Source organism: Paraburkholderia sp. AV2 (assembly GCF_054968425.1).
Map to the genome: position 1 here is coordinate 1 of NZ_JBANLK010000001.1, position 13,182 is coordinate 13,182.

The window sequence follows — 13,182 nt, forward strand, 5'->3', positions numbered from 1 at the left end:
CACCCCGCAATCCCCCCCCGCAATTGGTGCGTGGGGGGCTGGTATTTGTTTATAAGAGCCTGGGGGGCCACCCGCGCGCGCGGGGGGGGCCGGGGGGGCCCGCTTATCCGCCCCGCCCCGGCCTTGGGTAAAAACGCAGCGCGCCACAGGGGAATGGCGCGCTGCAAGGCGGCGAGGGGGCCGCAGCAAAACGGTTCGGGGCGCAGCGCCTCAGGCGCCCGCGCCCTCCTTCACTTCCACTTCGCCCGACAGCACGGCGCGCAGCTTCGTGCGGTCGAGCTCCTTCTCCCACGCCGACACGACGACGGTCGCCACGCCGTTGCCGATGATGTTGGTGAGCGCCCGGCACTCGCTCATGAAACGGTCGATGCCGAGAATCAGCACCATGCCCGAGAGCGGAATGGTGGGCACCACCGCAAGCGTCGCCGCGAGCGTGATGAAGCCCGCGCCGGTCACGCCGCTCGCGCCCTTCGAGGTGAGCATCGTCACCGCGAGCAGCGTGAGCTGCTGGGTCAGCGTGAGGTCGGTGTTGGTGGCCTGGGCGATGAAAAGCACCGCCATCGTCATGTAGATGTTGGTGCCGTCGAGGTTGAACGAGTAACCGGTCGGCACCACGAGGCCCACCACGGAGCGCGAGCAGCCGAGGCGTTCGAGCTTCTGCATGAGCTGCGGCAGCGCCGACTCCGACGAGCTCGTGCCGAGCACGATCAGCAGTTCCTCCTTGATGTACGCCACGAAGCGCACGATCGAGAAGCCCACATAGCGCGCGATTGCGCCGAGCACGATCAGCACGAACAGCGCCGAGGTGAGGTAGAACGTGCCGATCAGCTTGAGCATGGGAATCAGCGAGCCCACGCCGTACTTGCCGATGGTGAAGGCCATCGCGCCGAAGGCGCCGATGGGGGCGAGCTTCGTGACGATCTTGACGATGCCGAACAGCACGCCCGAAACGCTTTCGATGAACTCCGTCACGACGCGGCCGCGCTCGCCGATCTGCGCGAGCACCGAGCCGAACAGCAGTGCAATGAGCAGGATCTGCAGGATCTCGCCTTGCGCGAACGCCGAGAACAGCGTGTCCGGAATGATGTGCATCAGGAAGTCGACCGAGCTCTGGCCGTGCGCCTTCTCGGCGAACGAAGCGACCGCCTTGGCGTCGAGCGTATGGACGTCGACGTTGAAGCCCGAGCCCGGCTTGAGCACGTGCGTGGCGATCAGGCCGAAGAGGAGCGCGAAGGACGAGACGATTTCGAAGTAGAGCAGCGCCTTGCCGCCCACCCGGCCCACCTTCTTCATGTCCTCCATGCCGGCGATGCCGGTCACGACGGTGCAGAAGATGATCGGGCCGATCACCATCTTGATGAGCTTGATGAAGCCGTCGCCTAGCGGCTTCATGTCGATGGCAAGCGCCGGTGCGTAGTGGCCGAGGATGACGCCCACGACGATCGCGGCGATCACCTGGACGTAGAGCACTTTGTGGAAGGGTTTCTTCACGGTCTTTCCTGAGTCTGAAAGTGAAACGATGGCCGCAGCGCGAGCGAAAGCCTTCGCGCGACGCGGGCCGCAACAGAACGGGGAATCAGCGAAACCGGGAGGGGGTAACGGACATCGGCTGTCTCCTTGTCGACCGGGTCAAGGGCTGGAGCCCTGAGTCCGGTCTCATTTAGTTGTCGGGCCTAGGTGGCCGCGCACTCTTTTTCGCAAGGTTGATGCCAGATGGCTTGAGCGCCGAAAGCCTTGATCTGCAAGGCTTTTCTGTCCTGGAAACAGCAAGAAAATCCGGATTTCCGGAAAGCCGGACGACGCGCGTATGGCTTTCCGGAAAGGCGAAACGCCGCGCACGAGGCGCGACGTCACGAAAAAGCAAGGTGAGCCCGGGAAATGGCGGCCTCAGCCGCGCCCTTTCCACGGCACGAGGTGCCGTTCGAGCGCGCGCATGCCGAGATCGAAGCCCCACGCAATGAGCCCGATCAGCACGATCCCCATCACCACGACGTCGGTGCGCAGGAAGCTGGACGCGTTGAGCACCATCTGGCCGAGGCCCGCGGTCGCGGCCACCATCTCCGCCGCCACGAGCGTGGTCCAGCCAAAGCCGATGGCAATCCGCAAACCGGTGAGAATCTCGGGCAGCGCGGCGGGCAGCACGACAAAACGCACGATCTGCCAGAAGCTGCCGCCCAGCGAGCTCGCCGCGCGGATCTGCTCGACGGTCGCGCTGCGCGCGCCCGCCCGCGCGGCCATCGCGATCGGCGCGAAGCAGGCGAGCCAGATCACGACGATCTTGGCGGTCTCGTCGATGCCGAACCAGATCACGACGAGCGGCAGATAGGCAAGCGGCGGCAGCGGACGGTAGAACTCCAGCGGCGGATCGAGCAGCCCGCGCGCGACGCGCGAGACGCCCATCAGGATGCCGACCGGAATCGCCGTCACGGCCGCCAGCGCGAACGCGCCGAACACGCGCAACGCGCTCCACGCGAGATGCTCGGAGAGCGGCAGGCCGCCCTGGATGCGGCCGTGCGAGGCGTCGATAAACGCCTGCCAGACCGCCTCGGGCGTCGGCAGGAAGAGCGGCGGCAGCCAGTGCAGATGGGTGGCGAGCCACCAGAGCAGCGCGAGCCCCGCGACGGAGGCCGCGGAAAGCGCCGCGGTCGGGCCTTCGCCGGGCATGCGCCAGACTTTGGCCGAAGCCTCGCGGGACGCACCGGGCGCTTCGGACGCGCGCGGCGCACTCTGCCCGGAAGGACGCGCCTTCAATGCGACGTCATGCAACGATTCCTGCGGCACGCTCATGGCATCCTCCTCACGACAACGCCGGTTCGGGCGCACGCGCGTGCAGCAGCCGAATCAGCCGCTCGCGCCACTCGATGAATTCCGGCGACGACTTCACCGCGCGCGCGTCGCGCGTCTGCAGATAGCGCCGTGCGAACGGCAGCGCGTATTCGTGCTCGATACGCCCCGGACCCGGTGTCATCACGACCACGCGCGTCGCGAGAAAGAGCGCCTCCTCGACATCGTGCGTGATGAAGAACACCGTCTTCTTCGTGCGCCCCCAGACGTCCAGCACGAGCTCCTGGATCGATTCGCGCGTCATCGCGTCGAGCGCGCCCAGCGGCTCGTCCATCAGCAGCATCTGCGGATCGCTCGCGAGTGCGCGGACCAGCCCCACGCGCTGCTGCATGCCGCCCGAAAGCGCGTACACGCGCGAGCGCGCATGCGGCTCCAGCCCGACCAGGGCGAGCTGCTCGCGCGCGATGCGCTCGCGCTCGGGCCTGGGCACGCCCTGGAAGCGCAGCCCGAGCGCGACATTGCCGAGCACGTCGAGCCACGGCATCAGCGCGTGCTTCTGGAACACCACGCCGCGATCGGCGCCCGGCCCCGTCACGCGTGCACCATTGACCCGCACCTCGCCCTGCGCGGGCTGGATAAAACCCGCGATGCAGTTGAGCAGCGTGGTCTTGCCGCAGCCCGACGCGCCGAGTGCGACGACGAACTCGCCGCTCTCCACGTTCAGATCGACGTTCGCGAGCGCGACGCTGGGCGGCGCGCCACGTGTGGCGCCGTCGTAGACGACGCCCAGATTGCGGATTTCAAGCGTGCTCATGATGCGGTCTTCCTGTCGGCACACTCGGTGCGCCGATCCATGCGCCAGTCAATGTACTGAAGCGTGCTGCACGAACTGCGGATCGACACCCACCGAATAATCGGGCAACACGTTCTGGATCGTCCCTTGCGCCTTCAGGAAGGTCGCGGTGGCGAGCAGCGACTGCGCCGCGCCCGACTGCGCGCCACCGCCCAGCCACGTCTTGGAGGCCTGTTCGGCGGGCGTCGGGAAGGCGTAGAGCGCGAGGCTCGCGGGCACGTCCTGCGGGTTCGCGCCGGACTCCTTCGCCACCGCCTGCACCTGCGGCGACGCGGCGGTCCATGCGTTGCGATGCGCGCTGTAGTCGGCGTCGGTGGCGGCGAGCACCTTCACGAACTTCGCGAGGAAGTCGGCGTTGTCCTTCGCGAAGCGGCGGTCGACGACGAAACCGTCGAAGGTCGCCTTGCCCGTGGCCTTCGCCACCTGCCCCGACGTGATCAGCACGTGGCCGTTCTTCTTCACCTGCGCAAGCACGGGGTCCCAGATGTAGGCCGCGTCGATGTCGCCGCGCTGCCAGGCCGCCGCGACCTCGGCCGGACGCAGGTTGACGATCTTCACGTCAGCGGGATTGACGCCCGCGTTTTCGAGCGCGACGAGCGTATGGAAGTGCGACGTCGACACATAAGGCACGCCGATCGTCTTGCCCTTGAGGCCGGCCACGCTCGTCACGCCGGAGCCGTCGCGCGCGACGAGGGCTTCGGCGTCGTTGATGTTGTCGAGAATCCAGAACAGCGAAATGTCGAGGCCCTGCGAGAGCCCCGCCGCGATCGGGCTGGAGCCGGCCTCGCCGAGTTGCACGGAGCCCGAGGCGAGCGCGCGGATCACGTCGGCGCCGCCCGCGAGCTTGCGGTAAGTGACCTTGTAGCCGGTTGCCTTTTCGACCTCGCCCGTTGCCTGCGCGTAGCGCCACGGCACCACCATGTCCTGGTAGGCGATCACGACCTCGTGGGAACCGCTGTCGGCGGCCTGCGCGCCGCTCGCGCCGAAAGCACAGGCCAGCGCGGCGACAACGGCTAATGAGGCCGCAAGAGGTCGGGCAAGGCGCGACGAGACATGAGCGCGTTTCATCGGTACAAACTCCGTGAGCAAGGATTTCAATAGAGCGAAGAACCCGACTATAGGGAGTCTGGCGGCAACCGGTTCTAATTTATCCGCGATAGCTAATGACCCGATCGGGCATGGCTTTGCGCGCCGAACGGGGGGAAAACGCGCGCGGAATGCGGATGTTCGTATCGTGCATCGCAAACGCGCTGCGCATAGGCGCAAAAAAGCCCGCTAAACGCGGGCTTTTCGCGGGATGGGCCGATTTTTCGGCGCGCGGCTGACCGGGCACTTCAAAACGGCGTTCGACCGACCTTTCGGTCAGACAACGCCCGCGCCGTGCGCCTGCAGGTCGGCGTGATAGCTCGAACGCACCATCGCGCCCACGGCCGCGTGCGTGAAGCCCATCTTGTACGCCTCTTCCTCGTACATCTTGAAGGTGTCGGGATGCACGTAGGCGCGCACCGGCAGATGGTGCTCCGAAGGCTGGAGATACTGGCCGATGGTCAGCATGTCCACGTCGTGCGCGCGCAGATCGCGCATCACCTGAAGAATCTCTTCCTCGGTTTCGCCCAGACCCACCATCAGGCCTGATTTCGTCGCGACCTCGGGATGCAGGGCCTTGAAGTCCTTGAGCAGCTTGAGCGAGTGCGCGTAGTCCGAACCCGGGCGCGCTTCCTTGTAGAGGCGCGGCACCGTTTCGAGGTTGTGGTTCATCACGTCGGGCGGCGCGGCGTTCAGGATGCCGATCGCGCGGTCCAGACGGCCGCGGAAGTCCGGCGTGAGAATCTCGATGCGCGTTTCGGGCGACTGCTCGCGCACCTGGCGGATGCACTCCACGAAGTGGCCGGCGCCGCCGTCGCGCAGGTCGTCGCGGTCCACGCTCGTGATCACGACGTACTTGAGCTTGAGCGCGCCGATCGTGCGCGCGAGGTTCGCGGGCTCGTCCGGATCGAGCGGATCGGGACGGCCGTGGCCGACGTCGCAGAACGGGCAGCGGCGCGTGCACTTGTCGCCCATGATCATGAACGTCGCCGTGCCCTTGCCGAAGCACTCGCCGATATTCGGGCAGCTCGCTTCCTCGCACACCGTGTGCAGGTTGTGCTCGCGCAGGATGTTCTTGATCTCGTAGAAGCGCGAATTGCCGGTGGCCGCCTTCACGCGGATCCATTCCGGCTTCTTGAGCTTCTCGATGGGGATGACCTTGATGGGAATGCGCGAGGTCTTGGCTTGCGCTTTCTGCTTCGCGGTCGCGTCGTAGGAAGCGGCCCCGGTGGCGGGGTTCGTGTCAGCATTGGTGCCGGTATTGGCGCCCGCGTTGGTGCTTACGTCACTCATTCTGTCGATCCAGTCAGGCCGCCGGTGCTGTGCCGGCCTGCGGTTGCGGCGGTTGCCCGCCCTCTCGGGCCGCGCGAGCGGCGGTCAATCTTCAGCCGCCTGCGGCCGGGTCCGGTCGAGCCGCTTCGGCTGCCGGGTCTGCGGCGGCCGCTTCGGCCACCGAAAGCGTTGGCGCGGAAATCGCGCCTGTGTTCTTTGCCTGCGCTGCATGATGCGCGGCGAGATTCGCTTCGAGCCGCGCCGCCAGCATCGCGGCCACGTCGCGCCAGCTCGCGCTCGCGCCCAGCGTGGCCATGTCGACCGTTTCGAGGCCCGCATAACCGCACGGATTGATCGCGAGGAACGGGTTCAGGTCCATCGAGACGTTCAGGCTCACGCCGTGATAGCTGCAGCCATTGCGGATCTTCAGGCCCAGCGCGGCGACTTTCGCGCCCACGTGCGCGGCGCTTGCGCCGCCGGCCTGTTCCGGCACGTAAATGCCGGGCGCGCCGGCCTTGCGCGCACCGGCGAGATTATACGCCGCCAGCGTTTCGATCACGGCCTCCTCGATGCGCTCGACCAGTTCGCGCACCATGAGCTTGCGGCGCCGGAGATCGAGCAGCAGATACGCCACCACCTGGCCGGGACCGTGATAGGTGATCTGGCCGCCGCGGTCGATCTGCACGAGCGGTATGCCGCTATCGGCGACGAGCAGGTGTTCCGGCTTGCCGGCCTGGCCCAGCGTGAAGACGGGAGGATGCTCGACGAGCCAGATTTCGTCGAGCGTGTCGGCCGTGCGAGCGGCGGTGAACTCGCGCATGGCGTCGAAGCTCGCCTGGTACGGCTCGAGGCCGCGCCAGCGCTGCACGACGGGAACTGCCGACACAGGATTCCTTGGGAAAGCCGCTTCCGGCTCAGCAGGGTCGGAAGGTATTTGCAGGGGTGATACCGGGGTGGCGCACATGATTGCGGGAGTTTACCGAAATCGGGACAACCCCGCCGGACATGAAAAGGGGCGAATCAACGTCCGCCCCCTCGAATACCGGACCCAAACACCGGGCCCATGCAGGACCGTCAAACGGAATACCACCCGTTGCCCTTGTGAACCCCGAAGCGCGCCGCATAGCGCACCAGCATGTCGAACACGCGCTCGCCGAGGTGGGCAGGCGATTCGAATGCCACCCAGGCGGCCTTGCCTCCTTCCGCGCCAATCCACAGGCGCTCGCCTCGCCGCAGCCGCAGGGTATGGCCCGGCTCGAGCCAGTAATCGGCCGTGTCGTCGCTGCGCGTAATCCAGACCGCACCGCAGCGCACCGTGATCCGCGTGCTGCGCGCCACCCGCACCGACGACACCTGATCCACGAGCACTTCAAACGTGATATCCGAAGAAATTTCTCTCATTTTCGCCTCCGCCGAACCGGCTCCGATGGCTACAATCGTAGGCGTATCAAGGGCTTGAGCAAAACGATCAATTTTCACGGCTATGTGAGAAAAATTACGATATGGATCTCCGCCAGCTCCCCGCGCTAAACGCGCTCAAGGCCTTCGAGGCCGCCGCCCGCCACGAGAGCTTCTCGCGCGCCGCCGACGAGCTGTTCGTCACGCACGGCGCCGTCAGCCACCAGATCCGCGCCCTCGAAGCCGAACTGGGCGTCGCGCTGTTCGTGCGCGACGGCAAGCGCGTGCGCATCACCGACACCGGCCGCCGCTATGCGGGCCAGGTGCGCGACGCGCTCAGCCAACTCGCGCACGCTACCCACGAAATCCGCGCCGGCGACCGCGACCGGCGGCTCGTGGTCTCGATGCTGTCGTCGTTCGCGGCGCGCTGGGTGACGCCGCGCATCGGCCGTTTCATCGAGGCGCACCCGCAGTGGGACGTGGAACTACAGTCGACGAATCAGCTCACCGACTTCACCCGCGACGACGTGGACGTGGCGATCCGCTTCGGCTACGGACACTACCCGGGTCTGCACGCCGAACTGCTGCTCGACGAGATCTTCTTTCCCGCCTGCTCGCCGAACTTCCGCGGCGGCAAGCTGCCCACCGACCCGCGGGAGATCGCGAAACTGCCGCTATTGCGCTCGGACGACGAACTGTGGCGTCCGTGGTTCGATGCGGCGGGCCTGACCGATCTGCCCGAGCCGAAGCGCGGCGTGCTGTATCAGGACTCGTCGAACCTGCTGCAGGCGGCCATGGACGGCCAGGGCATCGCGCTCGTGCGGCGCTCGCTCGCGATGCACGAGATCACGCAAGGACGGCTCGTGCGGCTCTTCAAGGACATCGACGGCCCGAGCCCCTGGCGCTACTACTTCATCTGCACGCCGCAGCGGCTCGAGACCGAACGCGTGCGGGCCTTCCGCGCGTGGGTGTTCGACGAGGTCGCGCGCTTCCGGCGGCTTTACGAGGATGCATGCGAGGCGGGGCCGGTCATGACGGCCGCGGCGGCCGCGGCGGCCGCGCTGCGCGAGCGCGTGGGGGACGGGCCGTGAACCGGTTGCAACGCATCCGCATATGTAGTAACGTACCTACAATTATGCAGCCGGGAGTGTCATCATGACAATCACGACCCTGTCGAGCCGGGAACTCAATCAGGATGTAACCAAGGCAAAGAAAGCCACAAAGGACGGCCCCGTGTTTATCACGGACCGCGGCAAGCCAGCCCACGTGCTGCTGAGTTTCGAGGAATATCAAAGGCTTACGCAGCAGCGCCGCAACATTGCCGACGCTCTCGCGATGCCCGGGCTCGAGGACATTGAATTCGATCCGCCGCGCGTCACGATCACCGCCCGGCCGGCTGAATTCTGATGATGTTCGTTCTGGATACCAACGTCGTTTCCGAACTGCGCAAGGTACGAACGGGTAAGGCCGATGCCAACGTTGCGGCATGGACGACAACCGTTGATGCTGCCGCCCTGTTTGTTTCCGCCATCACGATCATGGAGCTGGAAACCGGTGTTTTGCGAATCGAGCAGCGGGACGCGGCACAAGGCGCGCTGTTAAGGACATGGCTCGATCAGCATGTGCTGCCCGAGTTCACGGGGCGCGTATTGCCGGTCGACACGGCAGTAGCTCAGCGCTGCGCCCGGCTGCACGTACCGGACCCCCGCTCCGAGCGGGACGCGCTGATTGCGGCAACCGCGCTTGTGCATGGCATGACCGTCGTGACGCGCAATGTCGCTGACTTCGCTGCAACCGGCGTCGCGATCCTCAACCCGTGGAACGCTTTGCCGTAAGCGATACGCCCTCTGTCGCCACGACGCTCCCGCGTTCACAGCACGATCTTCACCATCGGATGCCCGGTGAGCGCGCGATAGATATCGTCGAGATGCGCCTGGCTCGTCGCGCGCACGGTCACGGTGAGGCCCGTATAGTTGCCGCCGCTCGACGGGCGCGTTTCGACGGCGCCCTCGTCGAAGCCCGCATCGAACGTACGGATCACGCCAACAATGGTCGGCGCGAATTCCGGGTGTGTCTTGCCCATTACCTTGATCGGGAAGTCGCACGGAAACTCGATCAGCGTTGCTTTCGGGCTGGCGTCAGATTGGGGACTCGAGGCCTGGTTCATTTTCCTGCTCCTTGCAGCGACGCGGCCGCGATAGTCTGAAAGCATTGGGCGTGCGCGCCGGCGGCCAGGCGCGCCTTCGCGCGCTGATACGCCGCGTAGAGCGCGGCATAGACAGGCCCTGGCTGGCCGCTGCCGACCGCGTTGCCGTCGAGCGACGTCACCGGCAGCACTTCCTTCGTCGCCGAAGTCACGAGAATCTCGTCGGCGGCGCGTAGCGCGGCTTCGTCGATCTGGCGCGCCTCGAAGCGAATGCCGCATTCGCGCGCCAGCTCCTCGACGAACCCGTAGCGGATACCTTCGAGCAACAGGTGGCTCTTCGGCGGCGCAAAGAGCGCGCCGTCCTGCGCCACCCACACGTTCGACGACGACGCCTCGGTTAGCCACCCATCGCGCAGCAGGATCGTCTCGAACACGCCGTGCTCGACCGCATGCTGCGCCATCAGCACGTTGCCGAGCAGCGAGGTCGATTTGATGTCGCAGTTCAGCCAGCGGCGGTCTTCGGCAGTGACGCAGGCCACGCCGCCGGCGCGCTGGGCGTCGGTGGGCAGGCGCATGGGGTTCGCCATCACGAGCACCGTGGGCCGCACGTCCGCCGGAAACGCGTGCGCGCGCTTCGCGACGCCGCGCGTCACCTGCAGGTAGACGCTCGCGTGCTCGTCGCGCGCGAGCGCACCCGCGGCTTCGTTCGCCTCGATCACGCGCGCGAGGCGTGCGAGATGCTGGGCGACGCGAAACGGCACGCGCACCGTCCGGTGCCCGCCAACAACCGCCAGCGCATAGACCGGCACCACTTCGTAGATGCCGTCGCCAAAAATGAAGCCGCGGTCCAGCACCGGCACGCGCGCTTCGGAGAGCGGCGTGAGCTCGCCGTTGAGCCAGACGAGCGGCTCCGGAGCCATGTCACCGGGCACGCCGGACGCGCCGGGCGCGGGTGTCGGGCCGTTCATTACTTCTTCTTGTTGAACATGAGCATCAGCGAATCCCACACGCGGCCGACGATGCCGGCCTGCGGCACCGCCTGCAGCGCGACGATCGGGAACTGCGCGAGCACCTTGCCGTCGGCGCCGACGAACTTCGCCGTGCCCACCTGCTGGCCGTCCGCGAGCGGCGCGATCAGCGGGCTCGTCAGGTCGACCTGAGGCTTGGCCTTGTCGGCGGCGCCCTTGGGCAGCGTCACGTACTGATCCTTCTTCACGCCGACCTTCACCGCATCGTCGGCGCCCTTGTAGACGCGCGGCGTGGCGATCACCTGGTTCGCCTGATAGATGCGCGTGGTGTCGTAGGCGCTATAGCCGTAGTTGAGCATCTTCAGGCTGTCCTGCACCCGGTCGTGCTCCTTCTGCTCGCCCATGATCACGGAGACGAGACGGCGCTCGCCACCACCGGCGATCGGGCGCCGCGCCGATGCGATCAGGCAGTAGCCGGCCGCCTGGGTATGGCCGGTCTTGAGGCCGTCGACGGTCGGGTCGATCCACAGCAGGCGGTTGCGGTTCGGCTGCTTGATCTTGTTGTAGGTGAAGTCCTTCACCGAGAAGATGCTGTAGTACTCGGGGTAGTCGCGGATCAGGTGCGTCGAGAGCGTCGCGAGGTCGCCAGCCGTCGTGTAGTGATTCGGGTCGGGCATGCCGTTGACGTCGGCGAAGTGCGTGTGCGTCATGCCGAGCTTCTGCGCCTCGGCGTTCATCATGTTGACGAAGTTCGCCTCGCTGCCGCCCACGAGTTCGGCCAGCGCGATGGCCGCGTCGTTGCCCGACTGGATGATCATGCCGTAGACGAGGTCGTGCACGGACACCGGCTTGTTCGCCTCGATGAACATGCGCGACTCGTCGTTCTTCACGCGGCGCACGGCGTCGCTCGGCGTGACGATCTGCTCCATCGAGATCTTCTTCGTCTGCAGCGCCTCGAACACGAGGTAGGCCGTCATCAGCTTCGTGAGCGAAGCCGGCTCGACACGTTCGTCGGCGTTACCCGCAGCGAGCACCTGGTTGGCCGTCGCATCGACCAGCACCCACGAACGCGCGGTCACCGCGGGCGGCGGCACCTGCGCGAAAGCGCTGGCCGACGCGAACAGCGCGGCGGGCAGCACGGCGCCAAGCGTGACGGTACGAACGATGGAAGAGGGAACGAAAGAGGAAGACTGCTGGCCGGAGGAAAGAAAACGCATAGGTTCAGGGTCGGGCTGAATATGGGCTGGATGAACTTGCGCGCCATGCGGCGCACGGTCGAGGAGATCCGGTGAGCGGACGGCGCGGCCGTGCAGGCCGACGCAAACAGCGCCCGTTGGACCAGCTGCGCGGCAAGTGGTTCGCGCGCGGCACGATGGACACGGCGCGCACGAAGCACCCGCGCCGGCAGGTCGAACGGAGCCTTCGCGCCGCGAACCGCGGGCTGCGGCATCCACAAAAAAGAACGGCCATTATACGCGCCGCGTTGCGGCGTTTTTTCGCTAAAGCCGCTTTTATGCGTACCTGTCGTGCATTTTTCGCGCACGCACGACGCGCCGGCGGCCCCGCCGTCCGCCCCTTAAATACCGATAAAAACGGGGACGATTGAGCGGGTCAACGCCAGGCTTCGACGATGATGCGCTTGAGGATATGCAGCTTGCGATGCAGGAAGTGTTCCGCCCCCGGAATCACGACGATCGGCAGTTCCTGCGGCCGCGCCCATTCGTAGACGGAAAGGATGGGCACCGTGTCGTCGAGTTCGCCATGCACGACGAGCGTGTTTTCCGGCACCGTCGTGACCTCCCAGCGGCTCGCGGCCGTGCCGACGAACACCATGCGCTCAATCGCGCCGCCCGCCTCCGTGTAGCGCTTCGCGACGTGCGAGAGCACGAACGTGCCGAACGAGAAACCCGCGAGCACAAGCGGCACGTCGGCCTGGCCCGGCTGCGCGCGCATGTGGGCGAGCAGGGCGAGCAGGTCGTCCTGTTCGCCGATGCCGTTGTCGTGCGTGCCCGCGGTCGCGCCCACGCCGCGAAAATTCGAGCGGTACGTGGTGTAGCCCAGTTGCACGAGCGTGCGCGCGAGGGTCTGCGCGACCTTGTTGTCCATGGTCCCGCCAAAGAGCGGATGCGGGTGCGCGACGAGCGCGATGCCGCGCACGGGCGTGCCGGCATCGGGCACGTCGAGCGCGCATTCGATCTTGCCGACGGGACCGTCGATCTGGAATTTCTGCGTCTGGGCGTTCATCGTGCGGCAGTCCTCAGCGGTCGATCTTGAGGCGCTCGACCACCTGGCCGTTCTGCAGATGCGAAACGACGATCTCGTCGATGTCGGTTTCGTCGATATAGGTGTACCAGGTGCCCTCCGGATACACGACGACGGTCGGGCCTTCCTCGCAGCGGTCGAGACAGCCCGCCTTGTTGATGCGCACCTGGCCCGGCCCCGCGAGGCCCAGTTGCTTGACGCGCTTTTTCGCGTATTCCTGCATGGCCTGGGCGTTGCAGTTGGCGCAGCTCGGGCGCTCGGCGCCGGGTTCCCGCTGGTTCAGGCAGAAGAAGACGTGGTACTTGTAGAACGAATCGGTCATGGCGTGAAGTACCGGTGAAAGTCGCGCCGCGTAACGTGGCGCGACGCGGTGTCGGGATCGGTCGATTATAGCGAGCGCGGCGCGAACGCTC

General features: G+C 66.3%; 15 protein-coding genes. 3 read left to right on the top strand and 12 right to left on the bottom strand.

The features are described from left to right. Positions 1-210: 210 nt before the first annotated feature. The 7 genes from V8683_RS00005 to V8683_RS00035 all read right to left on the bottom strand — a co-directional run bounded on the left by V8683_RS00005 (position 211) and on the right by V8683_RS00035 (position 7,396). Entirely contained in the window at positions 211-1,491 is a 1,281-nt protein-coding gene (locus V8683_RS00005) for a dicarboxylate/amino acid:cation symporter (RefSeq protein ID WP_411187442.1), read from the bottom strand. A gap of 396 nt (positions 1,492-1,887) precedes the next feature. Next, on the bottom strand, positions 1,888-2,787 hold the full coding sequence (locus V8683_RS00010) for an ABC transporter permease subunit (RefSeq protein WP_411187444.1): 900 nt from the start codon (positions 2,785-2,787) through the stop codon (positions 1,888-1,890). Positions 2,788-2,797: 10 nt separating this feature from the next. Then, a complete protein-coding gene (locus V8683_RS00015; RefSeq protein ID WP_411187445.1) occupies positions 2,798-3,598 on the bottom strand; it encodes a taurine ABC transporter ATP-binding protein in 801 nt (266 codons plus the stop codon). A 48-nt stretch (positions 3,599-3,646) separates the two neighbouring features. After that, positions 3,647-4,705, bottom strand: a complete 1,059-nt coding sequence (gene tauA / locus V8683_RS00020; RefSeq protein WP_411187447.1) for a taurine ABC transporter substrate-binding protein — start codon at positions 4,703-4,705, stop codon at positions 3,647-3,649. 294 nt (positions 4,706-4,999) lie between these two features. Further along, positions 5,000-6,016 carry a lipoyl synthase gene (gene lipA, locus V8683_RS00025; protein WP_411187449.1) on the bottom strand — a complete coding sequence of 339 codons (1,017 nt, stop codon included), beginning with the start codon at positions 6,014-6,016 and terminating at the stop codon, positions 5,000-5,002. A gap of 91 nt (positions 6,017-6,107) precedes the next feature. Then, complete coding sequence (gene lipB / locus V8683_RS00030) at positions 6,108-6,959, bottom strand: lipoyl(octanoyl) transferase LipB (protein WP_411187451.1); 852 nt, start codon at positions 6,957-6,959, stop codon at positions 6,108-6,110. Between the two features lie 110 nt (positions 6,960-7,069). Continuing rightward, positions 7,070-7,396, bottom strand: coding sequence for a DUF2917 domain-containing protein (locus tag V8683_RS00035; protein WP_411187453.1), 327 nt, complete (start codon positions 7,394-7,396; stop codon positions 7,070-7,072). 101 nt (positions 7,397-7,497) lie between these two features. On the opposite strand from V8683_RS00035, the gene V8683_RS00040 reads away from it, so the two are divergent. The 3 genes from V8683_RS00040 to V8683_RS00050 all read left to right on the top strand — a co-directional run bounded on the left by V8683_RS00040 (position 7,498) and on the right by V8683_RS00050 (position 9,228). Next, positions 7,498-8,484 carry a transcriptional regulator GcvA gene (locus V8683_RS00040; RefSeq protein WP_411187455.1) on the top strand — a complete coding sequence of 329 codons (987 nt, stop codon included), beginning with the start codon at positions 7,498-7,500 and terminating at the stop codon, positions 8,482-8,484. Positions 8,485-8,548: 64 nt separating this feature from the next. Beyond that, entirely contained in the window at positions 8,549-8,800 is a 252-nt protein-coding gene (locus V8683_RS00045) for a type II toxin-antitoxin system Phd/YefM family antitoxin (RefSeq protein WP_411187457.1), read from the top strand. Then, positions 8,800-9,228, top strand: a complete 429-nt coding sequence (locus V8683_RS00050) for a type II toxin-antitoxin system VapC family toxin (protein ID WP_411187459.1) — start codon at positions 8,800-8,802, stop codon at positions 9,226-9,228. Before V8683_RS00045 ends, V8683_RS00050 begins: the two co-directional genes overlap by 1 nt. Positions 9,229-9,263: 35 nt before the next feature. On the opposite strand, the gene V8683_RS00055 is transcribed toward V8683_RS00050, so the two are convergent. The 5 genes from V8683_RS00055 to V8683_RS00075 all read right to left on the bottom strand — a co-directional run bounded on the left by V8683_RS00055 (position 9,264) and on the right by V8683_RS00075 (position 13,091). Beyond that, on the bottom strand, positions 9,264-9,560 hold the full coding sequence (locus V8683_RS00055) for a DUF493 family protein (protein ID WP_411187461.1): 297 nt from the start codon (positions 9,558-9,560) through the stop codon (positions 9,264-9,266). After that, positions 9,557-10,507, bottom strand: a complete 951-nt coding sequence (locus tag V8683_RS00060; RefSeq protein WP_411187463.1) for an aminotransferase class IV — start codon at positions 10,505-10,507, stop codon at positions 9,557-9,559. Before V8683_RS00060 ends, V8683_RS00055 begins: the two co-directional genes overlap by 4 nt. Beyond that, a complete protein-coding gene (locus tag V8683_RS00065; RefSeq protein ID WP_411187465.1) occupies positions 10,507-11,724 on the bottom strand; it encodes a D-alanyl-D-alanine carboxypeptidase family protein in 1,218 nt (405 codons plus the stop codon). Before V8683_RS00065 ends, V8683_RS00060 begins: the two co-directional genes overlap by 1 nt. 394 nt (positions 11,725-12,118) lie before the next feature. Continuing rightward, positions 12,119-12,751: an alpha/beta hydrolase gene (locus tag V8683_RS00070; protein ID WP_411187467.1), complete on the bottom strand. Its 633-nt coding sequence runs from the start codon at positions 12,749-12,751 to the stop codon at positions 12,119-12,121. A 13-nt stretch (positions 12,752-12,764) separates the two neighbouring features. Further along, positions 12,765-13,091, bottom strand: a complete 327-nt coding sequence (locus tag V8683_RS00075; protein WP_411187469.1) for a (2Fe-2S) ferredoxin domain-containing protein — start codon at positions 13,089-13,091, stop codon at positions 12,765-12,767. Positions 13,092-13,182 lie beyond the last annotated feature (91 nt).

Coding starts and splice junctions, on each gene's coding strand:
- V8683_RS00010 (WP_411187444.1), bottom strand. CDS start 2,787: ATGAGCGTGCCGCAGGAATCGTTGCATGACGTCGCATTGAAGGCGCGT.
- V8683_RS00015 (WP_411187445.1), bottom strand. CDS start 3,598: ATGAGCACGCTTGAAATCCGCAATCTGGGCGTCGTCTACGACGGCGCC.
- tauA (WP_411187447.1), bottom strand. CDS start 4,705: ATGAAACGCGCTCATGTCTCGTCGCGCCTTGCCCGACCTCTTGCGGCC.
- lipA (WP_411187449.1), bottom strand. CDS start 6,016: ATGAGTGACGTAAGCACCAACGCGGGCGCCAATACCGGCACCAATGCT.
- lipB (WP_411187451.1), bottom strand. CDS start 6,959: ATGTGCGCCACCCCGGTATCACCCCTGCAAATACCTTCCGACCCTGCT.
- V8683_RS00035 (WP_411187453.1), bottom strand. CDS start 7,396: ATGAGAGAAATTTCTTCGGATATCACGTTTGAAGTGCTCGTGGATCAG.
- V8683_RS00040 (WP_411187455.1), top strand. CDS start 7,498: ATGGATCTCCGCCAGCTCCCCGCGCTAAACGCGCTCAAGGCCTTCGAG.
- V8683_RS00045 (WP_411187457.1), top strand. CDS start 8,549: ATGACAATCACGACCCTGTCGAGCCGGGAACTCAATCAGGATGTAACC.
- V8683_RS00050 (WP_411187459.1), top strand. CDS start 8,800: ATGATGTTCGTTCTGGATACCAACGTCGTTTCCGAACTGCGCAAGGTA.
- V8683_RS00055 (WP_411187461.1), bottom strand. CDS start 9,560: ATGAACCAGGCCTCGAGTCCCCAATCTGACGCCAGCCCGAAAGCAACG.
- V8683_RS00060 (WP_411187463.1), bottom strand. CDS start 10,507: ATGAACGGCCCGACACCCGCGCCCGGCGCGTCCGGCGTGCCCGGTGAC.
- V8683_RS00065 (WP_411187465.1), bottom strand. CDS start 11,724: ATGCGTTTTCTTTCCTCCGGCCAGCAGTCTTCCTCTTTCGTTCCCTCT.
- V8683_RS00070 (WP_411187467.1), bottom strand. CDS start 12,751: ATGAACGCCCAGACGCAGAAATTCCAGATCGACGGTCCCGTCGGCAAG.
- V8683_RS00075 (WP_411187469.1), bottom strand. CDS start 13,091: ATGACCGATTCGTTCTACAAGTACCACGTCTTCTTCTGCCTGAACCAG.